This window comes from Lysobacter sp. ISL-50 (assembly GCF_018612875.1).
Classification (GTDB): domain Bacteria; phylum Pseudomonadota; class Gammaproteobacteria; order Xanthomonadales; family Xanthomonadaceae; genus Lysobacter.
Genome location: NZ_JAGGRI010000035.1, coordinates 58,777 through 79,898, shown reverse-complemented (window position 1 = coordinate 79,898; position 21,122 = coordinate 58,777). Strand labels below are relative to the sequence as shown.

The 21,122-nt window shown below is 66.8% G+C and carries 17 protein-coding genes; 7 read left to right on the top strand and 10 right to left on the bottom strand.

Annotated elements, in window-relative coordinates; genetic code table 11:
• Window positions 1-65 precede the first annotated feature (65 nt).
• The gene (locus J7J50_RS19030) at window positions 66-1,034 is read left to right on the top strand and encodes an XVIPCD domain-containing protein (RefSeq protein WP_215056613.1); all 969 of its coding nucleotides are present in this window, start codon (window positions 66-68) and stop codon (window positions 1,032-1,034) included.
• 106 nt (window positions 1,035-1,140) lie between these two features.
• Here the strand turns inward: J7J50_RS19030 and metK are convergent, their stop codons facing one another.
• Window positions 1,141-2,364: a methionine adenosyltransferase gene (gene metK, locus J7J50_RS19025; protein ID WP_215056614.1), complete on the bottom strand. Its 1,224-nt coding sequence runs from the start codon at window positions 2,362-2,364 to the stop codon at window positions 1,141-1,143.
• 339 nt (window positions 2,365-2,703) lie between these two features.
• Here metK and J7J50_RS19020 point away from each other — a divergent pair, with 339 nt between their 5' ends.
• Together J7J50_RS19020 and J7J50_RS19015 are read left to right on the top strand one after the other, a co-directional pair.
• On the top strand, window positions 2,704-4,446 hold the full coding sequence (locus J7J50_RS19020) for a GNAT family N-acyltransferase (RefSeq protein ID WP_215056615.1): 1,743 nt from the start codon (window positions 2,704-2,706) through the stop codon (window positions 4,444-4,446).
• 24 nt (window positions 4,447-4,470) lie between these two features.
• Window positions 4,471-5,301, top strand: a complete 831-nt coding sequence (locus tag J7J50_RS19015) for a UDP-2,3-diacylglucosamine diphosphatase (RefSeq protein WP_215056616.1) — start codon at window positions 4,471-4,473, stop codon at window positions 5,299-5,301.
• 509 nt (window positions 5,302-5,810) lie between these two features.
• On the opposite strand, the gene J7J50_RS19010 is transcribed toward J7J50_RS19015, so the two are convergent.
• Window positions 5,811-6,512 (bottom strand): amino acid racemase, encoded by a 702-nt coding sequence (locus tag J7J50_RS19010; protein WP_215056617.1) that lies wholly within the window; start codon window positions 6,510-6,512, stop codon window positions 5,811-5,813.
• Window positions 6,513-6,733: 221 nt separating this feature from the next.
• On the opposite strand from J7J50_RS19010, the gene J7J50_RS19005 reads away from it, so the two are divergent.
• A complete protein-coding gene (locus J7J50_RS19005) occupies window positions 6,734-7,846 on the top strand; it encodes a metal-dependent hydrolase (RefSeq protein ID WP_215056618.1) in 1,113 nt (370 codons plus the stop codon).
• Between the two features lie 45 nt (window positions 7,847-7,891).
• Here the strand turns inward: J7J50_RS19005 and phnY are convergent, their stop codons facing one another.
• The 3 genes from phnY to psrA form a co-directional block, all read right to left on the bottom strand.
• The gene (gene phnY, locus J7J50_RS19000) at window positions 7,892-9,337 is read right to left on the bottom strand and encodes a phosphonoacetaldehyde dehydrogenase (RefSeq protein WP_251044534.1); all 1,446 of its coding nucleotides are present in this window, start codon (window positions 9,335-9,337) and stop codon (window positions 7,892-7,894) included.
• A gap of 38 nt (window positions 9,338-9,375) precedes the next feature.
• On the bottom strand, window positions 9,376-10,674 hold the full coding sequence (locus tag J7J50_RS18995) for an MFS transporter (RefSeq protein ID WP_215056619.1): 1,299 nt from the start codon (window positions 10,672-10,674) through the stop codon (window positions 9,376-9,378).
• Window positions 10,675-10,759: 85 nt separating this feature from the next.
• Entirely contained in the window at window positions 10,760-11,854 is a 1,095-nt protein-coding gene (gene psrA / locus J7J50_RS18990; protein ID WP_215056620.1) for an iron-containing alcohol dehydrogenase PsrA, read from the bottom strand.
• A 373-nt stretch (window positions 11,855-12,227) separates the two neighbouring features.
• Here psrA and J7J50_RS18985 point away from each other — a divergent pair, with 373 nt between their 5' ends.
• Window positions 12,228-13,103, top strand: coding sequence for a LysR family transcriptional regulator (locus J7J50_RS18985; protein WP_215056621.1), 876 nt, complete (start codon window positions 12,228-12,230; stop codon window positions 13,101-13,103).
• A gap of 29 nt (window positions 13,104-13,132) precedes the next feature.
• Here J7J50_RS18985 and phnA read toward each other — a convergent pair whose 3' ends face one another.
• The gene (gene phnA, locus J7J50_RS18980; RefSeq protein ID WP_215056622.1) at window positions 13,133-14,353 is read right to left on the bottom strand and encodes a phosphonoacetate hydrolase; all 1,221 of its coding nucleotides are present in this window, start codon (window positions 14,351-14,353) and stop codon (window positions 13,133-13,135) included.
• Window positions 14,354-14,470: 117 nt separating this feature from the next.
• On the opposite strand from phnA, the gene J7J50_RS18975 reads away from it, so the two are divergent.
• Window positions 14,471-15,364, top strand: a complete 894-nt coding sequence (locus J7J50_RS18975; RefSeq protein ID WP_215056623.1) for a LysR substrate-binding domain-containing protein — start codon at window positions 14,471-14,473, stop codon at window positions 15,362-15,364.
• 123 nt (window positions 15,365-15,487) lie between these two features.
• Window positions 15,488-15,976 (top strand): PEGA domain-containing protein, encoded by a 489-nt coding sequence (locus tag J7J50_RS18970; protein WP_215056624.1) that lies wholly within the window; start codon window positions 15,488-15,490, stop codon window positions 15,974-15,976.
• 31 nt (window positions 15,977-16,007) lie between these two features.
• Here the strand turns inward: J7J50_RS18970 and dusB are convergent, their stop codons facing one another.
• The 4 genes from dusB to J7J50_RS18950 all read right to left on the bottom strand — a co-directional run bounded on the left by dusB (window position 16,008) and on the right by J7J50_RS18950 (window position 20,904).
• Entirely contained in the window at window positions 16,008-17,006 is a 999-nt protein-coding gene (dusB, locus tag J7J50_RS18965) for a tRNA dihydrouridine synthase DusB (protein ID WP_215056625.1), read from the bottom strand.
• Window positions 17,007-17,186: 180 nt separating this feature from the next.
• Window positions 17,187-17,522 (bottom strand): YegP family protein, encoded by a 336-nt coding sequence (locus J7J50_RS18960; RefSeq protein ID WP_215056626.1) that lies wholly within the window; start codon window positions 17,520-17,522, stop codon window positions 17,187-17,189.
• Between the two features lie 124 nt (window positions 17,523-17,646).
• Entirely contained in the window at window positions 17,647-18,756 is a 1,110-nt protein-coding gene (locus J7J50_RS18955) for a PepSY-associated TM helix domain-containing protein (protein ID WP_215056627.1), read from the bottom strand.
• A 27-nt stretch (window positions 18,757-18,783) separates the two neighbouring features.
• Complete coding sequence (locus J7J50_RS18950; RefSeq protein WP_215056628.1) at window positions 18,784-20,904, bottom strand: TonB-dependent receptor; 2,121 nt, start codon at window positions 20,902-20,904, stop codon at window positions 18,784-18,786.
• Window positions 20,905-21,122 lie beyond the last annotated feature (218 nt).

Here is a 21,122-nt window from a genome sequence, read left to right as displayed (position 1 = left end):
GCGAATCCTCGCCGGATTACCGGCGCGATCGCGTTGCGAACTCCACTTGAATACGCGAGGGCAGGATGACCAACAAGGTCAAGGTCGGCATAGACGAATGGTTGGCGGGCGATGCGGGTCGGGTCAGCCTGATGACCGATGGTTTGAACGGTTGCGTGGCGGTGGCGCTGGCGGGCAACGGCAAGGTCGCGCTGTCGCACGTGTCTTCGGACTGCGACAGCGAGGCGCAATGGGCGAAGTACAAGCCCAAGCTCGACAGCGCGCTGGAGGCCTCGGGCCTGGGCACCTTGAGCGGACAGTCGGCGGTGCTGGTCTGCAAGCAGGGCGGCGATGCGACCGGTAAGGAAGCGTTCTTGCCCGGCAAGCTCAAGACCTGGCTTGAGAGCAAGGGCATGAATGTGGAGGTTCGCCAGGACGCCGGTTGCTCCATCGCCGCGGCCGGCTGCGGCTTGAAGAAGTACGCGAACGGCGACGACTATAGCTACGGCTATCAGAACTCGATGACGCCGGGCGTGGAGTTGTCGCTCGACGGTCGTTTGATCAGTCCCATACCCGCCGGCGAAAAAAAACCGCTGCCGGTGGACCTCGCGTACCGCGGCACCCATCTGGACGCCGCGCCCACCGCCGAGCGGATCGCGCATCCGCAGCATGCGTTGTACGAGCAGATACTCAGCAAGATTCCGCCCGAGCGGGTCAACGAAGAAAGCGCGGAAGACCTGAAGTTTTCCGAGCACGGCCGCAATCTGGCCGCGGCGCTGACAGTGGAATGCGTGCGCAACGGGATCGGCTCGGTGGATAGCCTGGCGTTTTCGGGCGAAGGCAACTACACCCGGGCTTTTGCCGTCAACGGCAGCGCCGAGAGGCCCGAGCTGATGCGTCAGGTCAGCGTCGATCTGAATGCCACCATGGAAAAATCGATGGCCGCGCTGAGCGGCGAAGCGTCCCGGCTGCATAACGAACGGGTGCAGCAGGTCGCGCCGACGCCGACGCTTACGCCGACGGTGGAAGTGGCGACCTCGAGCAAGACGATGTAGGCGCAGCCCACGCTGTCGGGCAGGCGCGACATCGCATCCCGCGCGACGAAAAAAAAACGGAGCGCCGAAGCGCTCCGTTTTCGTCGATCGGGCAGGGCCGGGCGGCTTACTTCTTCAGCCCGGCATCCTTGCGCAGATCGTCGGCCTTGTCGGTCTTTTCCCACGAGAACGCGGTCGCGGTGTGCTTCTTGCCGGCGGCGTCGACGTAGCTGACTTCCTTCGGCTTGCGGCCGAAGTGGCCGTAGGCGGCGGTCAGCTGGTACACCGGGTGGATCAGGTCGAGCATCTTCACGATGCCGTACGGACGCAGGTCGAAGTGCTTGCGGATCAGTTTCTCGATCTTGTCGTCGCTGATCTTGCCGGTGCCGAAGGTGGTGACCGAGATCGAGGTAGGCTCGGCCACGCCGATGGCGTAGGAGACCTGCACTTCGCACTTGTCGGCCAGGCCCGCGGCGACGATGTTCTTGGCCACGTAGCGCGCGGCGTAAGCGGCCGAGCGATCGACCTTGGACGGGTCCTTGCCCGAGAACGCGCCGCCGCCGTGACGGGCCATGCCGCCGTAGCTGTCGACGATGATCTTGCGGCCGGTCAGGCCGCAGTCGCCGACCGGGCCGCCGATCACGAAGATGCCGGTCGGGTTGATGTGCACCTTGCTCTTGGGCAGCTTGTCCAGCCACGCCTTGGGCAGCACCGGCTTGAGGATGTGCTCGTACACGCCCTCGACCAGATCCTTCTGCTTGATGCCCGGATCGTGCTGGGTGGACAGGACCACCGCGTCGAGGCCGGCGACCTTGTGCTCGGCGTCGTAGCGCAGGGTGACCTGCGACTTCGCGTCCGGACGCAGCCACGGCAGCTTGGAGTTCTTCTGCTTGCGGATCTTGGCCTGCTGCTCGACCAGGCGGTGCGAGTAGTAGATCGGCGCCGGCATGTATTCCGGAGCTTCGTTGCAGGCGTAGCCGAACATCAGGCCCTGGTCGCCCGCGCCTTGTTCTTCCGGCTTCTTGCGATCGACGCCGGCGGCGATGTCCGGCGACTGCTTGCCGAGCATGTTGATGATCGCGCAGGTGTGGCCGTCGAAGCCGACGTTGGAATTGTTGTAGCCGATCTCGTTGATGACCTTGCGGGCCAGGCCTTCGATATCGACCCAGGCGCTGGTGGTCACTTCGCCGGCGACGATGGCCGCGCCGGTCTTGACCAAGGTTTCGCAGGCCACGCGCGCGCGCTTGTCCTGGGCCAGGATGGCGTCGAGGACGGCGTCGGAAATCTGGTCGGCGATCTTGTCCGGATGGCCTTCGGATACGGACTCGGAAGTGAACAGGTAGCTGGACATCGGTCGAATATCCTTCGATTCGGATAAAAAGATGGCCGCCAATGATACAGGCTCGGCCGGGAGCGCGCATTGTGCCGTGCCTTTGGGTTGTCCGGGCGTTAAGCGGTCCCTGAACGCCTGACCGGATTCGGCCTTTGGGGGGAGGCTGGATGCGGTGGCGCATGGGAAGCTGTCCGGGCATGCCAGGAAGGCGCGTCGATCGGCGTTTTTTGTCCTTCCAGGCGGCTTTGTTCAGGCCGGGTCAGGGCTGTCATGGGACTGACCCGAAACCGCCATGTGGCTGTCGCCGCGCCCGCTCAGGCTGCGCGGCATACCGCCGCCCTTGATGCGACGACACCGATGCTGCACTTCGAACGCCGACTGGAAGAACGCTTCCCCCAATGGTTCCGTGGTCGCCGGGCCGTGCTTACCCGACCCTTGATCCGGACCATCGGGCGTTGGTCGAAATTCGACCACATCGACCAATTCCTGGCCGAGACCACCCACCTCAAGGATTTCGCCTTCGTTACCGCGTCGCTGGACTTCGTCCAGGCGCGTTACCTGGTGGAACCGGCCGAACTGCAGCGCATCCCGCGCAGCGGCCGGCTGCTGATCGTGGCCAACCATCCCTCCGGCGCGGTCGATGCGCTGGCCCTGCTCGACGCGGTCGGGCAGGTGCGCCGCGACGTCAAGATCGTCGCCAACGACCTGCTGCTGGCGCTGGACGGGCTGCAGGGCCTGCTGCTGCCGGTGCGCATCCTCGGCGGCCGGCCCAGCGCCGAGAGCCTGCATGCCATCGAGGCGGCGCTCAACGAAGAACAATGCGTGATCGTGTTCCCGGCCGGCGAAGTCGCCCGCCTGGGCCTGCGCGGGGTCACCGACGGGCGCTGGCAGCGCGGCTTCCTGCGCTTCGCCCGCCGCACCGACGCGCCGGTCCTGCCGGTGCGGATCGAGGCGCGTAATTCGGCGCTGTTCTATGGCGCCTCGGCCCTGTTCAAGCCGGTCGGCACGGCCTTGCTGGCGCGCGAGATGTTCGCCCGCCGCGCCCGCCGCATCGCCCTGCGCATCGGCCGTCCGCTGCATCTGCCGGCCGACGGCAACCCCAACCAGTTGCTGCGCGAGGTGCGTTCGGAGCTGCATGCGATCGGCACGCCGCGCGAACGCGCCGCGCCGGTCGGGCCCGAGCCGCTGATCGATCCGGTCGATCCGGTCCAGGTCCGCGCCGGCGTGGAGGCCATGGAATCGCTGGGCCAGACCACCGACGGCAAGCAGATCCGGGTCGGCACCCTGCGCCCGGGCGCGCCGCTGCTGCGCGAGATCGGCCGCCTGCGCGAGCTGACCTTCCGCGCGGTCGGCGAGGGCACCGGCCAGCGCCTGGACGTGGACATCTACGACAGCTGGTACGAGCACATCGTGCTGTGGGACGAGGCCGAGCAGAAGGTCGCCGGCGCCTACCGCATCGCCCGCGGCGACCGCGTGCTGGCCGAGCGCGGCCTGGCCGGGCTCTACACCGCATCCTTGTTCCGCTACGCCGACGACGCGGTGCCGCGCCTGGCCCAGGGCATGGAACTGGGCCGCAGCTTCGTCGCGCCGGAATACTGGAACAGCCGCAGCATCGATTATCTGTGGCAGGGCATCGGCGCCTATCTGCTGCGCAACCAGGGCGTGCGCTACCTGTTCGGGCCGGTGTCGATCAGCGCCGCGCTGCCGCCGGACGCGCGCGAGCAGATCGTCGCCTACTACGCGCGCTACTACGGCAACCTGGGTTCGGAAGCGTTCTCCAAGCAGCCGTTCGTGTATCGCGCCGCGCCGCCGAAGTTCGACGAGCTCGACGCCGCCACCGCGTTCCGCGTGCTCAAGAACAATCTCGATGCGCTCGGCACCAGCGTGCCGATGCTCTACAAGCAGTACACCGACCTGTGCGAACCCGGCGGTGCGCGCTTCCTCGCCTTCGGCGTCGATCCGGCGTTCAGCGACGCGGTCGATGGCCTGATCGAAGTGGACCTGCAGTTGCTGCGCCCGAAGAAGCGCGAGCGCTACCTCAGCGCCGCCTCGCAGCGCGCCGAAGCCAACGCGCAATCGGACGCCGCCGTAGACACCTGACCCCGCCGCCAACGAGAACGTGTCATGAGTCCTGCCTCGATCACTCAGTTACCGGTACGTCGTCGAGCAGTATTCGTTTCTGATGTGCATTTGGGGTCCAAGCATTGCCACGCCGCGGAATTTGCTGATTTTTTGCAGAATCTGCGCTGTGATCGCTTGTACTTGGTCGGCGACATCGTCGATCTGTGGTGGATGGCGCAGCGGCGCGCGGCCTGGGGCGCGGCGCAGTACCGGGTGGTCGAGGCGCTGCACGCGCTGGCCCGCGCCGGCACCGAGCTGATCTACGTCCCGGGCAACCACGATCGATCGGTGCGCCGCTTCTGCGGCCTGGTGCTGCCGCGCATGCAGGTGCGCCGGCGCGCGATCCACCTCACCGCCGACGGCCGCCGCCTGCTGGTCACCCACGGCGACGACTACGACACCGTGACCCAGTTCGGCGGCATGCAGGAGAAGTTCGGCGACTGGCTGTACGACCGCATCCTCACCAGCAACCAGCTGACCAACCGGGTGCGCCGCCGTTTCGGCCTGCGCTACTGGTCGCTGGCCGATTTCCTGAAACGCCAGAGCGGCGCGGCCGAGCGCTACATCTCGCGTTTCGTCCAGGCCGGCTTGAGCGATGCGAAGCAACGCGGCCTGGACGGCATCGTCTGCGGCCATATTCACCGCGCCGCGCTGTTCGAACGCGACGGGTGCGTGTATGCCAACGATGGCGACTGGGTCGAAAGCCTGACCGCGCTGGCGGAAGACCCGGATGGCACCTTGCGCCTGCTGGCGCATACGGGCGAGACCTTGGCGATGCTGCCGGCGCGGCCGTTGCGGATGGTGGCGGCGACGGAGTTGCCGCATGCGGCTTGAGTGGGGTGGGTGGGAGTTGTTGCGGCTCAGCTGAGCGGGATCTGGAGGTCTTCGGGTCTGCGGCGTCATTCCTCCAGATCGTCATTCCCGCGAGGGCGGGCTCTGCTTTACTTCGGCGAAGCCGAACATCCAAAGACCTTCAGCGCCATCTCTCCAGGCCGTCATTCCCGCGAACGCGGGAATCCAGAGACTTCAGCGCCATCTTCCAGGCCGTCATTCCCGCGTAGGCGGGAATCCAGAGACTTCAGCGCCATCTTTCCAGACCGTCATTCCCGCGAACGCGGGAATCCAGTGACTTCAAACGTTCTCGCACGAAAGGCACTGGATTCCCGCGTTCGCGGGAATGACGACCTGGAGAGAATCGCGGTTTTCTGGACGATGTGACAGGTAAGGCGCCACACCACGCCGGATCGGGTCGAGTCGGGTCGAGTCGCACCGCATCACATCACACCACATCACACCACATCACATCGATCAGTTGCCGGCAGGACAACCACCCCGCGTCCAACTCAACCATTCCCGACGGCCCGCCGCAACGCCGCCCTGGCCAACAACCGCGTGGAATCCAACGTAGGCAGCGACGAATTCGCATCGTCGATGATCAACGGAATCTCCGTGCAGCCCAGCACCACCGCATCGCAGCCCTGCGCCTTCAGGCCGTCGATCACTTGCTGGAAATACGCCACCGTCTCCGGCTTGAACTCGCCGTACACCAACTCGTCCATGATCAGCCGGCCGATCCGCTCGCGCTGCTCCGCCGGCGGTCGCACGAATTCCAGGCCGCGCGCACCGAGCTTGTCCGGATACACCTCGCTCTCGACCAGCCACTGCGTGCCGGTGAGGCCGATGCGGCGAAACCCGCGCTCCACCGCCGCCTGCGCCACCACTTCGGCGATATGCAGCCACGGCAGCGGCGAGCGCGGCAGCACGTAATCCATGGCCTGATGAATGGTGTTGTCCGGACAGATCAGAAACTGCGCGCCGGCCGCGGCGAGCTTGCGCGCCGAAGACAGCATCAACTCGCCCACGCCGTCGATATCGCCGCGATCCAGGCACACCACGTAGTCGGCCAGCGAATGCGTATGCAGCGCGATCTGCGGATGCCCATGCGGCCCGAGCAGGCGCGCGCCTTCGCTGCAAATGGTCCGATAGCACAAGGCGGCGCCTTCGGCCGAACAGGCGACGATGCCGATGGAAGCGGGGTCGGACATGGGGACTCCTGAAAGAGGGAACGTGGATTCGCGTGCACGGCCATTTTGCCGAAATCCCTCGCGGGACGCGGCGCAAGACGCGGCCGCGGGGTTTCGTTTACGTCGCCGTGGAGATGCCGCGGTCGCGACTTACGCCGCTGCGACACGAGGAAAACCAAAGGAATCACCGCGGAAAACGAAAAACAAACGCCCGTTTCGAGCCGCCCCGGTAGCATTCGCGGATGGATTCACTGACCCAGATCGTGCTCGGCGCCGCGCTGAGCGCCGCCATCGCCCCTGCCGGACATCGCCGCGCGGCCCTGCTCGCGGGGGCGGCGCTGGGCACCTTGCCCGATCTCGACATCATCCCCGTCAACCTGCTGACCGACGATCCGGTCGCGCGCATGACCTGGCATCGCAGCCTCAGCCATTCGCTGCTGGTGCTGCCGTTCGTGGCCTGGGCGATCTGGGGCTGGTGCCGCGCGCGCGGCGGTCGTGTCGCGCAATCGCCGACGCGCTGGTTCTGGGCGATGCAGGCGGCGCTGCTGACGCATCCGGTGCTCGACGCGTTCACCGTCTACGGCACCCAGTTGCTGTGGCCGTTGCCGCTCAAGCCGGTGATGTGGTCGAGCATCTTCGTCATCGATCCGCTGTACACGGTGTGGTTGCTGATCGCCTGCATCTGGGCCTGGTTCGCGCGCGAGCGCCGCTCGGCGCAGCCGGCGCTGGTGCTCGGGCTGGCCTTGAGTTCGCTGTACATGGGCGGCTCGCTGTGGGCCAAGCACCGGGTCGAACACGACGCCGAACAGGCGCTGGCCAAGCTGGGCCTGGAGGACGCGCCGCATTTCTCCACGCCGATGCCGTTCAACACCTTGTTGTGGCGGGTGGTGGCGATGACGCCGGACGGCTTCGTCGAAGGCGAGCGCTCGCTGGTGGCCGATCGCGGGCCGATGCAGTTCCGCGCCTACGCCTCCGACGCAGCGGCGTACAGCCAGGTCAGCGGGTATCCCGCGGTGCATCGCCTGCAGTGGTTCAACCACGGTTTCATGAAGGCCGAGGAACGCGATGGCCGCCTGGTGTTGAGCGACCTGCGAATGGGCGCCGAGCCGGACTACAGCTTCCGCTTCGCGGTGGCCGAGCGTGAGGGCGAGTCCTGGCGCGAGATCGCTCCGGAGCAACTCGAATGGCCGTGGCGAGCCGCTGGCAAGCTGCCGGCGATGTGGCCGCGGATCTGGAACGAGCCGCGGATCGTCGCCGGCACCGCCGCGGACGTGCGCGAACTGGGCAACGCGACCGCGATGCGCGGCCACGGCCACGGCGCGGCCGAAACGAACCGACCCGCGAGCCTGCGCTAGACCGAAAGCGAGCCGATGCACCGGCGCTCGCGCCCCGCCCCGCCCTTACCAGGGCAGCGAGTAGGTCTTGGTGTTGGTGAAGCTTTTCATCGCTTCCAGCACGCCTTCCTTGTAGCCGAGGCCGGAATCCTTGATGCCGCCGAACGGGGTCAGCTCCAGCCGGTAGCCGGGCACTTCGCGGATGTTGACGCTGCCGACTTTCAGCTCGCGGATGCAGCGGGTGATGTAGTCGAGCCGGTTGCTGCACACCGAGGACGATAGGCCGTAGGCGGTGCCGTTGGAGATGCGGATCGCCTCGTCGATGTCCTTGAAACGGATCACCGGCGAGACCGGGCCGAAGGTCTCGTGCTTGACCACGGCCATTTGCGGATCGACGTGATCGAGCACGGTGGGCGAGTACAGCGCGCCGCGGCGGATATTGCCGTAGCGCAGGCGCGCGCCGGCTTCGACCGCCTCGCCGACCACGCGTTCGAACTGGATCGCGGCTTCTTCGTCGATGACCGTGCCCATGTCGGTGGCCGGGTCCATCGGGTCGCCGTACTTCAGCGCCTGCGTCTTGGCCAGCAGCCGCTCCACGAACTCGTCGGCCACTGATGCGTGCACCAGCATCCGCTTGATCGCGGTGCAGCGTTGCCCGGAATTCTTGTACGAGCCGCTCGCCGCCAGGGTGGCGGCTTCTTCCAGGTCGGCGTCTTCCATCACGATGATCGGATCGTTGCCGCCCAGTTCCAGCACCTGGCGCTTGTACGCGGCCTTGCCGGCGATGTACTTGCCGATGGCCACGCCGCCGGTGAAGGTGACCAGATCGACGTCCTCGTGGGTGAGCATGGTGTCGGCGATCTCGCGCGGATCGCCGGTGATCACCGACAGCATCGGCGGCGGCAGCCCGGCTTCGTACAGGATGTCGGCCAGCACATAGGCCGCCAGCGGCGTCTTCTCGCTGGGCTTGAGCACCATGCGGTTGTTGCTGGCCACCGACGGCGCCACCTTGTGGATGACCTGGTTGAGCGGATGGTTGAACGGGGTGATGGCGGTGATCACGCCCAACAGCGGTTCGCGCAAGGTGTAGACCTTGCGGCTCTTGCCGTGGTGGGTCAGGTCGCAGGAAAACACCTGGCCGTCGTCCACCAGCGCCTGGTTGGCGGCGAACAGCAGCACGTCCGACGCGCGCCCGACTTCGTACAGCGAATCCTTGCGGCACAGCCCCGATTCCAGGGTGATGATGCGGGAGATTTCGTCCAGCCGCGACGCGATGATCTCGCCGGCGCGCATGAGGATCTTGTAGCGCTCGAACCGGGTCAGCGTCGGCTGGTATTCGCGCGCGATCCGATAGGCGCGGCGCACGTCCTCCCGCGTCGCCTTCGGTACCGTGGCGACGACCTCGCCGGTGTAGGGATAGGCGACTTCGATGACTTCGTCGCGCTCGACCTTCTCGCCGGCGATGCGCAGCGACTCGCGGCGGATCTGGGTAGCGTTGAGCAACGTATTCAATGCAGTGTCCTTGCGTGGAGAGGGGTTCGTCGATGCGATCAGCGGCGGATGAACACCGCGATCGCGGCGCTGATCACGCAGCTCGTCGCCACGATCGGGAACACCAGCGCGGTATTGCCCGATTGGTCCAGCAGATGGCCGATCAGCGGCTCGGCCAGGCCGGCGAGCAGGTAGGAGAAGAAATTCAGCACGCCGGTGGCGGTGCCGGCGCGCTTGGCGCCGACCAGGTCGGGGCACAGCGCCCAGAACGAGGAGGCCGGCCCGTAGACGAAGAAACCGGCCAGGAACAACACCATCAGCGACGCCCCGCCGGCCGGCAGCAGATACATGGTGCCGGCGGCGATCGCGCCCAGCAGCATGTAGAGCATCACCGCCTTGCTGCGGCTGGAGCCGAACAGCCGGTCGGAGATCCAGCCGTTGGTCAACGCGCCCAGGGCCATGCCCACCGGCAGCGCGACGGCGATCCAGGTGCCCAGCGGGGTGTGCTTGGCGGCCGGGCCCAGGTAGTGCACCGGCACCCATACCAACAGGCCGTAGCGCGCGGCGTTCTGGAAGCCGATGGACAAGCCGGCGATCAGCAATCGCGGATTGCGCAGCACGGCCTTGTAGCGATCCCACGAGCGCTCGACCGCATCGTCGGCCTTCGCCGCATCCCCGGCCTGGGCCGCGTCGGAGGCATGGGCGATGCCGGTGTCGGGCGAGGCGAAGCCCAGGTCCTGCGGACGCTCGCGCACCACCAGATAGAACGTGATGCCGCCCAGCAGCATCAGCAGCACCGGCATGCGGAAGATCCAGCGCCAATCGAGTTGCAGGGTATCGACGACGATCATCGAGGTGACGAAGGACAGCACCGACGCGCAGCCTGCGGCGAAGGTGTAGAAACCGTAGACCTTGCCGCGCTCGCTCAGGCCCCACCAGTTCGACAGCAGGCGGCTGCCGGGCGCCCAGCCGAGCGCCTGGAAATAACCGTTCACGCCCCACGGAACCACCAGGCTCTTGAAGCCCACCGCGAAGCTCACCACCCAGTTGGCGATGCACGACAAGATCGCGCCGGCGGTCATCACCCGGCGTCCGCCGAACTTGTCGGCCAGGTTGCCGTTGATCGCCTGGCCGACCGCGTACGACCACAGCAATGCGGTCGATGCCCAGCCCAGGGTTTCCTTGCTCAGGCCGAATTCGCGTTGCAGGCCGGGAATGGCGAAGCCGAAGGTCTGCCGTCCGGTGTAGAAGAACAGGTAGCAGAACATGGCGGCGAACAACATCCGCCATTGCGCGCGGCGGAAAGACTGTGCGACGGGCGCTGCATGAGCCCCCGACAAGCGTTCGGCGGATTCCATCGTGATCTCCTGCTCGGCGGGCGGCCGGCCAAGGGGTTGGACTGACGAGCGCGGCGGGATCGCCGCGCCGGAAAGCGCGGCGGCGTCAGGCCGGTGCGACCGCGCCGATGAAGTTCCTGCCGCGCGCGCCTTCCATCGCGCGCGCGATCATCGCGTCGGCTTCCGCCGCGTCCACGCCGTAATCGGCGAACTCGGTCTTGACGCCGAGCGAGCGCAGAAAATCGCGCAGGCGCCGCGTGGCCGAATCCAGCGAAGGGCCGAACAGGCGCTGCAGCGTGCGATCGCGGTCGGCGCGCTTGGACCAGGCCTTTTCCAGCACCAGCGGCAGGGTGAACGAGCAGGCAATGCCGTGCGGCAGGCCGTGGCGCAGAGTCATCTCGTAGGAGATCGAATGGGCCAGCGCGGTCTTGGTGTTGGAGAACGCGAGCCCGGCCTTGAGCGCGGCCAGCGCCATGCGCTCGCGCAGGTCGAGATCGCCCAGCTCGAGCATCAGCTTGGGCAGGCAATCGAGGATGTCCTCGACCGCGGACACCGCCAGCGCGTCGGACACCGGATTGCCGTTGACGTTCCAGATCGATTCCAGCGCGTGCGACAGCGCGTCCAGGCCGGTCGACACAGTGACGCCGGCCGGAACCGAGAGCATCACTTCCGGATCGACGATCGCGGTCTGCGGCCAGGTCGCTTCCAGGTGCAGCGAATACTTCTTCTGCTGGGCGGCGTCCCAGATCGTCGCCCACGGAGTGACTTCGCTGCCGGTGCCGGCGGTGGTCGGCACCGCGATCAGCGATTTGACCTTGGCCGGGGTGAAGCTTCGCCCTTGTGCGAGCAATGCGATGAGTTCGTCGAACTGGCCGCTGTCGGTGCCGACCATCAGCGCCTTGGCGGTGTCGATCGCGCTGCCGCCGCCGACCGCGACGATCGCGTCGCAATGGTCGGGCGCGGACCAGAAGCGGTTGTAGGTGTCTTTCAACCGGGCCACGTCGGGATTGGGCTGCACGTCCTCGATCACCGCCGCCAGGCGATCGCCCAGCAACTCCTGCAGACGCGAGACCAGGCCGAGCGCGCGCGCTTCGGGAAAGGTCACCACCACCGCGCGCCGCTGCGCCAACACGGCGGGCAGGCGCTCGAGGCTGCCACGGCCGCACTCGATGGCGACGGGATTGCGATAGGCATGGATCATCTGGGTACTCCGGTGGATGGCGCGCGTCCGCGTCGAGCGGCGCGGCTGTCTGGCGAGTTCGCTGACACGCATCGATTGCCTCGTTGCTCGCCATCCCCGGTCGTATCGGGCGGGCCGCGTGCGGTTGCATGCCGGCGCCGAGATTGGTGGATGGAAGAACGCTGCGTCCAATCGCAATTTCGACGCGCGTATGCGGCAAAACCGATGGATGCGAGGTTGCGGATGTCACGGCGAAGTGTTCGCCGCCGGTGCTGCATTGCAGAACGAATATCGGCGCGGGGCGTGGATTCCGGCGCGCATGGCGCGGTATTCGGCAAGTGTGGGAGACTCAGGCATTCATCGCTGGCATGCAGCGCCACACAGCGAACGCGCGATGTTCCATCAGTATTACAAGTGGATTCGTTGTTTCCAGGCCGTCGCGAAAACCGGCGGATTCACCGCCGCGGCACACTATCTGCACATCGGCCAGCCGACCGTGACCGACCAGGTCAAGGCGCTGGAGCAGCGTTTCGGCGTGGAGCTGTTCTTGCGCGGCAGCCGCAGCGTGCAACTCACCGATGCCGGCGAACGCTTGTATGCGATCACCCGCGGCCTGTTCGGGTTGGAGGAAGAGGCGATCGCGTTTTTGCAGGACGCGCACAAGCTCAAGGCCGGACAGGTCCGGGTGGGCGCGGTCTCGCCGCCGATCTCGCTCGAACTCGCGCGCAGGTTCAAGCGCGCGCATCCATCGCTGGACATCGCGGTGACCGTCGGCACCGAGGCCCTGGTGTTGGAGCGGCTGCTGGATTTCGATATCGATGTCGGCCTGCTGGCGGAAACCGGATCGATCGACGGCATGCATATCGCGCCGTATTGCCGCGAACGGATCATCGCGGTGGTGCCCGAGGGACATCCCTGGGTCGGCAGGAAGTCGGTTTCGATCCGCGACCTGGAAGGCCAGAACATCATCCTGCGCGAGATCGGCTCGAAAACCCGCGACCGGCTGGAGCTGGCCTGCCGGCACAACGCGGTTCCGCTGAACTGCACGATGGAGATCAACAGCCGCGAGGCGATCCTGCACGCGGTCGCCAGCGGCATGGGCGTGAGTTTCGTCGCCCAGATCGAGTGCATTCCGCTGCCGGGCCTGGCGATGGTGGCCATCGATGAGCCGCTGCTGTCGATCGACTATGCGCTGTGTTGCCTTCAAGTCCGGCGCGAGCGTCCGCTGATCAAGGCGCTGTTCGATGCGGCGCTGGACCGCGGCGGCTAGGAGCCTGCGCGGCAGGCTCCTCGTGGTCCTTACGCCGCGTGGTTCAACGCCAAGCGCAGGATGTCGAAATTGCGCAGGCGCCGTTCCGGCAGCGCCTGCAGCTTGCGGTTGAACAACAGCGGCACCGCCTGCTCGGACAGGCCGCCGTGCGAGCGCAGCGGCACGTCCAGGCCGCTCAGATCGTGGCGGTCCGGCGTGGTGCCGATCACCGTCAAGCGCTCGCTGACCACGACCAGGTCGCCGATGCGATCGGGCGGCAGTTCGAAGCGGTCGGCCGCGGTTTGCTTGTCCAGCACCACCTCGATGCCGGGCAAGCCGGCGATCGCCTCGTGCACCGCGCGCCGGTCCATGCCGCCCGGCACGTACACCGTGGCGTAGGAACCCAGCGCGCCGTGATGGACCACATACGGATCGGTGATCGGCAGCAGCACGCGCACCGCGCCGGTGCCGAAACGCTGGTCGAGCACTTGCTGCAGGAACACGATATTGGCCTTGCCCGCGGCGTCGGTCTTGGCGTTCATGCCGTGGTCGGCGGTGACGCCGATCACCGCGCCGAGTTCGTCCAGGCGCTGCAGGTAACGGTCCATCATCGCGTAGAACTCGTTGGCGCCGGGCGTGCCGGGCGCGTGCTTGTGCTGGATGTAGTCGGTGGTGGACAGGTACATCAGGTCCGGGCGCACGGTTTCCATCAGCATCACCCCGGCGGCGAACACGAACTCGGACAGGTCCGCGCTGTACACCGACGGCAGCGGCTGGCCGACCTTGGCCAGCACATCGTCGATGCCGTTGTCCTGCACGGTGGCCTGATCGGCTTTCTCGGCCGAGAAGCAAATGCCCTTGAGCTCATGGCCGAGCAGCGAACGCAGCTTGTCCTTGGCGGTGACCACGGCCACCGAGGCGCCGGCGTTCGCCGCGGCGGCCAGCACCGTCGGCGCGCGCAGATAGCGCGGGTCGTTCATCAGCACCTCGGCGCCGGCGTCGGCGTCGTAGAAGAAATTGCCGCAGATGCCGTGCACCGAGGGCGGCGCGCCGGTGACGATCGACAGATTGTTGGGATTGGTGAACGAGGGCACCACGCAATCGCCCGCGAGGACGCTGCCGCGCTGGGCCAGACTGGCGAAGAACGGCGCCACGCCCGCCTGCACGGCCAGATTGATGTACTCCTGCTCGCAGCCGTCGACGCAGACGATGACCGTCGGCTGGGCGGGCAGGCGATAACGGTGGCCGTTGACCTGAATCTCGGAACGCATGGGAACCCTTGTAAGTGGCTGGAACGGGGCGGAGGGTGAGGTGGCCACGATCCTAATTTATGAATTAAACTGCCACAAACGAGTTTAATTCGCAGATTTCGTCAGAAAAGCTCACATATGCCGCATAAGCTGCCCCCGCTCAACGCCTTGCGCATCTTCGAGGTCGCCGTGCGCGCCGGGAGCTACTCGCTGGCCGCGCGCGAGCTGAACCTGACCCACGGCGCGGTGAGCCGGCAGATCGAAATCCTGGAGTCGTGGCTGGGCCAGCCGCTGTTCCGGCGCGAGGGCCGGCGCATGGTGCCGACCGTGCACGCGCAGGCGTTCGGGCGCGAGATCAGCGAGGCCTTCGACCACATCGGCGCCGCCTCCGAACTGTATGGCCGGATCGCCACGCGCAAGGTCATCCGGGTGAACGCGCCGGCGACCTTCGCCATGCGTTGGCTGATTCCGCGGCTCGACGGCTTCCAGCGGCGGCAGCCCGAGGTCGATGTGCGCGTATCGACCGCCTTCAGCAACGAGGCGGCATTGCACGGCAATTTCGATCTGGCGATCCGCCGCACCGTCGAGCGCGACGGGCAGTTCGAGGTCGAACCGATCTTCAGCGAGACCCAGACCGTCATCGCCAGCCCATCGTTGCTGGCGCGCGCGCCGCTGCGCGATCCGCAAGACCTGCTCGACGGCGTGCTGCTGTACACCGAGACGCGCCCGGGAACCTGGGAAGCGTGGTTGCGCCAGGCCGGCCACGATTCGCTGCGGCCGCTGCGGATGCAGCGTTTCGATCATTTCTTCGTCACCCTGCAAGCGGTGGTGGACGGGCTGGGATTCGCCATCGGCACGTTTCCGACCCTGGAGGTGGACCGCGCGGCCGGACGCATCGCCACGCCGTTCGCGGACATCCGCGCGCCGGGAAGCCGCTATTACCTGCTGCGGCCGCGCGATGGCGACAAGCCCGCGCACCTGCGCGCCTTCGTCGATTGGCTGCTGGCCGAAGGCGCGGCGGGGGCGGAATGATGCACGGCGAAATCGCCTGGTCCGGCCGCGGCGGCATTGCGCCGGTGCGGCGGCTATGGCCTGATGCCTGCGCGACGGCGAGCCGTCGCGAAAGCGCGCCGATTCCTCCGAGGTCTGTCCCCCATGCACCCCCTTCTGCGCCGGCTCGCGCCGGCGATCGCGATCTTGCCGGCGCTGGCCGGCAGCGGCTGCGCGACCTTCGCGCGCGGCTCCACCCAGGCCCTGACCATCGACAGCCTGCCGGGCGGGGCGACCGTGTCGCTGTCCAACGGCGAGCGCTGCACCACGCCGTGCACGCTCAAACTCAAGCGCAAGCATCCGGTGGCGGTGGAGCTGTGCAAGTCCGGTTACCGTCAGGCGACGGCGCAGGTGCGCAGCGAAGTGGGCAGCGGCGGCGCGGCCGGGCTGGCCGGCAATCTGCTGATCGGCGGATTGGTCGGCGCCGGCGTGGACGCGGCCACCGGCGCGACCAAGGATCTGAATCCCAACGTGGTCGCCGTGCTGTTGCTCGAAGAAGCGCCCGGCTGCAGGGTGCCGCAGTTCCCGGCCGTGCCCCAGCACGGGCAGACGCCGGACGAGTACGCCAAACAAAAGAACAAGCACAAGAAATAAGCGAAGGCGCGCCGAGGCCGCCGCTCGCGATTCAGGCCGCGGCCGACAGCTCCGGCGTCACCCCGGCGACCAGCGCGTCGAAGTAATCGCGCGTCAACCGCAACTGCAATTCCGCCGAATCGGCGCGATTGACCACCGCGCGGAACGCCGCGTTTTCGGGGCGGTCCTTCGCGTACCAGCCCAGGTGCTTGCGCGCGATGCGCACGCCCGACAGCTCGCCGTAGAACGCGTGCAGATGCTGCAGATGGCCTAGCAGGATGTCGCGCACCTCGCTCAGCGACGGCGGCGGCAGTTCTTCGCCATGCGCCAGGAAATGCGCGATCTCGCGGAAAATCCATGGCCGGCCCTGCGCCGCGCGCCCGACCATGACCGCATCGCAACCGGTCTGGGCGAGCACGAAGGCGGCCTTGCGCGGGCCGTCCACGTCGCCGTTGGCGATCACCGGAATCGACAGCCGCGCCTTGATCGCGGCGATGGTGTCGTATTCGGCGGTGCCGGTGTATTGCTGATCGCGGGTGCGGCCATGCACCGCCAGCGCCTGGATGCCGGCGTCCTGGGCGATGCGGGCAATGAGGGGCGCGTTGCGCTGGTCGTGATCCCAGCCAGTGCGGATCTTCAGCGTGACCGGAACCTCGACCGCCTTGACCACCGCTTCCAGGATGCGCGCGACCAGGCCTTCGTCGCGCATCAGCGCCGAACCGGCCCAGGCGTTGCAGACCTTCTTGGCCGGGCAGCCCATGTTGATGTCGATGATCTGCGCGCCGTGATCGACGTTGTAGCGCGCCGCGTCGGCCATGATCCGCGGCACCGTGCCGGCGATCTGCACGCTGACCGGGTCCGGCTCGCCGTCGTGGTCCATGCGGTGGCGCGACTTGGCCGTGCTCCAGAAGCGCGGATCGCTGGTGGTCATCTCCGACACGCACAGCCCGGCGCCCAGGCGCTTGCACAGCACCCGGAACGGCTTGTCGGTGACCCCGGCCATGGGCGCGAGGATCACGCGCGGGGCGAGGGAATAGGGGCCGATGCGCATGGCGGCATTGTAAGCCAGACCAGTTGAAGGCTCGGTGGGTCCCGGTGGCATGGCGCCGGGCCGGTGCAATCGGAGCCGACGGAGCAGCCACGCTAATGATCGTAGGGCCGGTTAAGGCGGCAAGCATAGCCTGCCGCCTCCTGGTCTGCGTTTCCGCGTTGCGCGCGGAAACGGAGCAATTCAGACCGTATTGTCTTCCAGAGTCTGTGACGGACCGTTTTCCTTGACCGAGGCGATACCGTTTTCGCGGCTGTCACCAGCCTTGTACAGCTGACTGGTGCCGATCACCTGGCCATTGCTTGCGATCAGGACGAAATATTCACGGCCGTCAGACGCGGTCTTGCTTTGATAGCGCCCGTCGATCTGGCTGTTCTTGCGTACCGAATCAATACCTTCGATGCAGGAGGCCTTGGCCTTGTAGCTCTCGCTGCTGAGGATGACTTGACCGTTGCCGGCCTTGAGAACGAAGTGGAATTCACCGTTGCTCTGCTTACTGATGACGTACTTGCCTGCCATGTTCGATCCCTCGCTGTGGCCGCCTTGGGGCGGACGGGTATGACTTCCGAGTTACACGTTCTTAAAACGCGGTTGTGAAGCCGAACCGGTCGAGGGGCAGGTTGCGGTGCGTTGCGCTCAGGTGTCAACGGTTCCGGCGGCGCCGCCAGAACAAGAACCCGGTAATCAGCAAGAACCCAGGCAGCAGCCCGGTCAGCGCGATCAGCGTCTGCCACGCGCGGCCGCCGACGAAACCGCCATGCAACGGATAGATCGCATCGAAGGTGCGCACGCCGCGCTCCTGCGCGGTGGCGTCCAGCGTGCCGATCACATCGCCGCGATACGGGTCGATCCAGACCATGCTGCGTCCGACCGGGTGCCATTCGCCGACCGCGCGCGCACGCAGCGCGATCAGGCCGCTGCCGGGTTTGGGCAGGCTGATGCGGCGCAGCTGCGCGCCGGGCAGGCCGGCGTGCGGCGCGGTCGCAGCTTCAGCCGCGCGCAGCACCCCGCCCCAATCGATCGGCGCGTCGCGCGCGGCGAGTTTCGGCGGCTTGGGCGGCGGTTCGCGGTCGCCGAACGCAGTGCTGAGCGCGCCGCGGGCGACATCGTCGTAGACCATCGACACGCCGGTCAACACCGCGAGCAAGGTCAACGGCAGCAGCCACAGGCCGATGCCGCGATGCCAGCTGAACCAGCGCCGCGTCGGCGGCCCGCGATACCACTTCAGGCTCGCCGCCAGCGCCGACCAGCGCGGCCACCACAGATACAGGCCGCTGAGCAGCATGAACAAAGCGAGGATGCCGACCACGCCGAGCACCTGTTCGCCGGTCTTGCCCGACAGCAGATGGATGTGCAGATCGCGCAGCCACAGGACCAGATCGTTGTCGGTGTTGCGCGTCAGCAGCAACTCGCCGCTGGCCGGATCGAAATAGCGGCGTTCGTTATCCGGAAAATAACCTTGCCAAACCGGAAACTGCGGCGAGGGCAGATCCAGCGAACTCATGCCCTGCGTTTGCCACTGGCCGACGATGCGGGCCAGCGCGCGGCTGCGTTGCTCCGGCGTGGTCGCGGCGTCGCGCTGCAATTGCGGGTACGCCCACAGCGCCAGCTCGCGCTGGAACGCGAGCACGGTGCCGGCCAGCGCGACGATCGCGAACACCGTGCCGGCACTGAGCCCCAGCCACAGATGCAGCCATTTCAAGGCCGAGCGCAGGCGCGGCTTGGGTCGTTGCGATGCCTGGCTCGTGCTCATGCTGGGCGATGGATTCGTGTGGGCGGTTTAGAAGCGATGCGACCAGCTCGCGCTCAACACCCGGCCGCGGCCGGCAACAAAGGTGTCGTTGCGCGGCGTGCTCTGCGAGTAATAGGTCACGTACTGCTCGTCGAACAGATTCTCCACGCCGACGCTCAACTGGCCCAGCGGCAGCTTGAAACGCGCCTGCAGGTCCACGGTGGTGTAGCCGTCGGTGCTGGCCACGCGCACGCCCTTGAGATCGAAATCGCGATCGAGCGCGCGGCTGCCTTGCAGGCGGGTGGAGACGGTGTCGCTCCAGGTCTGGTCCCAGAACGCGGTGATGCGGTCGGGGCTGATGTTGATGCCCGGCAGGTCGCTGTCGACGCGGTCGTCGCCGTCGCTGTCGTAGCGGCCGTTGGCTTGCGCGTAACCCACGCCGATACGGCCGGCATCGGAGAACTGGAAGGCGATGTTGCCTTCGATGCCGCGGATTTCGGTGCGTTCGCGTACGACGAAATAGCTCTGGGTGTTGCGGTCGAAGGCCAGGCGCGAGCCCAGGTCGGAATCCGACCAGTACCCGGCCAGATGCGCGAGCCAGCGGCCGTTGTCGAAGTCCACGCCGATTTCGCGGTTGTCCGACACCACCGGCGACAGATCCACCAGCTTGTCCACGCTCTGGTTCGGCGTGGTGATGCCGCGCAGCACGCGGCCGATGTCGGCCACCGTATAGCCTTCCGAGTACGAGGCGTAGAACTTCAACGCATCGGTGGCTTCGAACACGATGCCGTAATTGGGCAGGGTTTCGCGGGTCTTGGGCGAGCCGCCGCGGACGAAGCGGCTGCCGCCGGCGTTGGCCGGAATGGTGGTGAAATCGCCGACTTCCAGCGTGCCGCGCTCATGCCGCACGCCGCCGGTCAGCATGACTTTGTCGCTGATCCACCATTCGGCCTGCACGAACGGCGACCAGGATTCGTACTGCGTCTGCGGCACCCACTTGAGCTTGGCGACGACCAGTTCCTGATAGGTCTTGTCGCGGTTCCAGTCCAGGCCCAGGGTCACGCGCAGGCGCTGGTCGAACAGATTGTCGCGCGACCAGCTGAACTTGCCGCCGGTTTTTTCCGAGACGTTCTGCGACTGGTCCCACCAGTGCAGGTCGCGGCCGTCGCGCCAGAAATCTTCCCAATCGGTGGCGCCGTACAGGCCCTTGAAATCGACCCAGAACAACTGCGCGTTGAAGAAACCGCCGCCCAGCGCCTTGTCGGTGTAGTCCAGCACCAGCGAGGTCGAGCGGTTGCGCGCGCCCTGGCCTTCGCGGCTGCCGCGCGCCGACGTCGCCAGCAAGCCGGTGCGAATATCGCCGTTGACGGTGATGTAGTCGTTGTTGCCCTTGAGCTCGTAGCGGTTGGCGGTGAGCTGCAGGCGGCGGCGATCGTCGATGTCCCAACCGGCCTTGGCGAACAGGTTGTTGCTGCGCGCGTCCATCAGGTCGCCCTGGATATCGTTGACCGCGATGGCATGGCCGCGGCCGTCGTAGTACAGGCCTTCGCTGGCGTAGGAGACGCCGCCGACGAAATCGAACGCGCCCTTGCGGGTGCCGAACAGATACGACGCGCGATAGCCGACGCTGTCGCCGCGGTTCGGCAGCGCGGTGCTGGCGCCGATGCTGACGTCCTGGAAGGTTTCGCCGTCTTTGCGCGGCGCGCGCTTGGTGATGATGTTGATGATGCCGCCCGACGCGCCCAGGCCTTGCAGCGCGTTGGCGCCGTGGATGACTTCGATGCGTTCGATCATCGCCGGATCGACGGTATGGCCGTCGCGGCCGCCTTCGCGCAGCGGCGTGGATTGCGGCACGCCGTCCACTAGGTACAGCGGCTTGCGCCCGCGCAGGGTTTCGCCGCCGTTGGTGAGCTTCTGCCGCGAGGGCGAGAACGACGGGATCAGGTTGGCCAGCACCTGCGAGATGTCCTGCGTGACCGACAGCTGCTGCTTGAGCTGCTCCTGGTCGATCACGGTGATCGTATTGGCCAGCGCCGCCTCCGAATTGGGCGTGCGGCTGGTGCTGGCCGAGACGGTGACGCGATCGATGTCCTTGGCCTCATCGGCATGGGCGATGGGCGCGGCGAGGGCGGCCAGCAGGGCGCTGGCGAGAAGCTGGGGGCGGGGCATGGGGAGGCGGGCCTGAAAACTGCGACAGGGTTGGCATGCTAATGCGAACCATTCTCAATTTAAAGGGGCGGGCGGGTGGGCGGCGCGATCTGAGCGAAAGGCATCGGGGCTGAAGCCCCTCCCACAAAAGACTTCGGGGGGCTGAAGCCCCTCCCACAAGAGGCTTCGAAGCTGGCGAGGTCTTTTGTGGGAGGGCCTTCAGGCCCGATGCTTTTGTC

Coding starts and splice junctions, on each gene's coding strand:
- J7J50_RS19030 (WP_215056613.1), top strand. CDS start 66: ATGACCAACAAGGTCAAGGTCGGCATAGACGAATGGTTGGCGGGCGAT.
- metK (WP_215056614.1), bottom strand. CDS start 2,364: ATGTCCAGCTACCTGTTCACTTCCGAGTCCGTATCCGAAGGCCATCCG.
- J7J50_RS19020 (WP_215056615.1), top strand. CDS start 2,704: ATGCTGCACTTCGAACGCCGACTGGAAGAACGCTTCCCCCAATGGTTC.
- J7J50_RS19015 (WP_215056616.1), top strand. CDS start 4,471: ATGAGTCCTGCCTCGATCACTCAGTTACCGGTACGTCGTCGAGCAGTA.
- J7J50_RS19010 (WP_215056617.1), bottom strand. CDS start 6,512: ATGTCCGACCCCGCTTCCATCGGCATCGTCGCCTGTTCGGCCGAAGGC.
- J7J50_RS19005 (WP_215056618.1), top strand. CDS start 6,734: ATGGATTCACTGACCCAGATCGTGCTCGGCGCCGCGCTGAGCGCCGCC.
- J7J50_RS18995 (WP_215056619.1), bottom strand. CDS start 10,674: ATGGAATCCGCCGAACGCTTGTCGGGGGCTCATGCAGCGCCCGTCGCA.
- psrA (WP_215056620.1), bottom strand. CDS start 11,854: ATGATCCATGCCTATCGCAATCCCGTCGCCATCGAGTGCGGCCGTGGC.
- J7J50_RS18985 (WP_215056621.1), top strand. CDS start 12,228: ATGTTCCATCAGTATTACAAGTGGATTCGTTGTTTCCAGGCCGTCGCG.
- phnA (WP_215056622.1), bottom strand. CDS start 14,353: ATGCGTTCCGAGATTCAGGTCAACGGCCACCGTTATCGCCTGCCCGCC.
- J7J50_RS18975 (WP_215056623.1), top strand. CDS start 14,471: ATGCCGCATAAGCTGCCCCCGCTCAACGCCTTGCGCATCTTCGAGGTC.
- J7J50_RS18970 (WP_215056624.1), top strand. CDS start 15,488: ATGCACCCCCTTCTGCGCCGGCTCGCGCCGGCGATCGCGATCTTGCCG.
- dusB (WP_215056625.1), bottom strand. CDS start 17,006: ATGCGCATCGGCCCCTATTCCCTCGCCCCGCGCGTGATCCTCGCGCCC.
- J7J50_RS18960 (WP_215056626.1), bottom strand. CDS start 17,522: ATGGCAGGCAAGTACGTCATCAGTAAGCAGAGCAACGGTGAATTCCAC.
- J7J50_RS18955 (WP_215056627.1), bottom strand. CDS start 18,756: ATGAGCACGAGCCAGGCATCGCAACGACCCAAGCCGCGCCTGCGCTCG.
- J7J50_RS18950 (WP_215056628.1), bottom strand. CDS start 20,904: ATGCCCCGCCCCCAGCTTCTCGCCAGCGCCCTGCTGGCCGCCCTCGCC.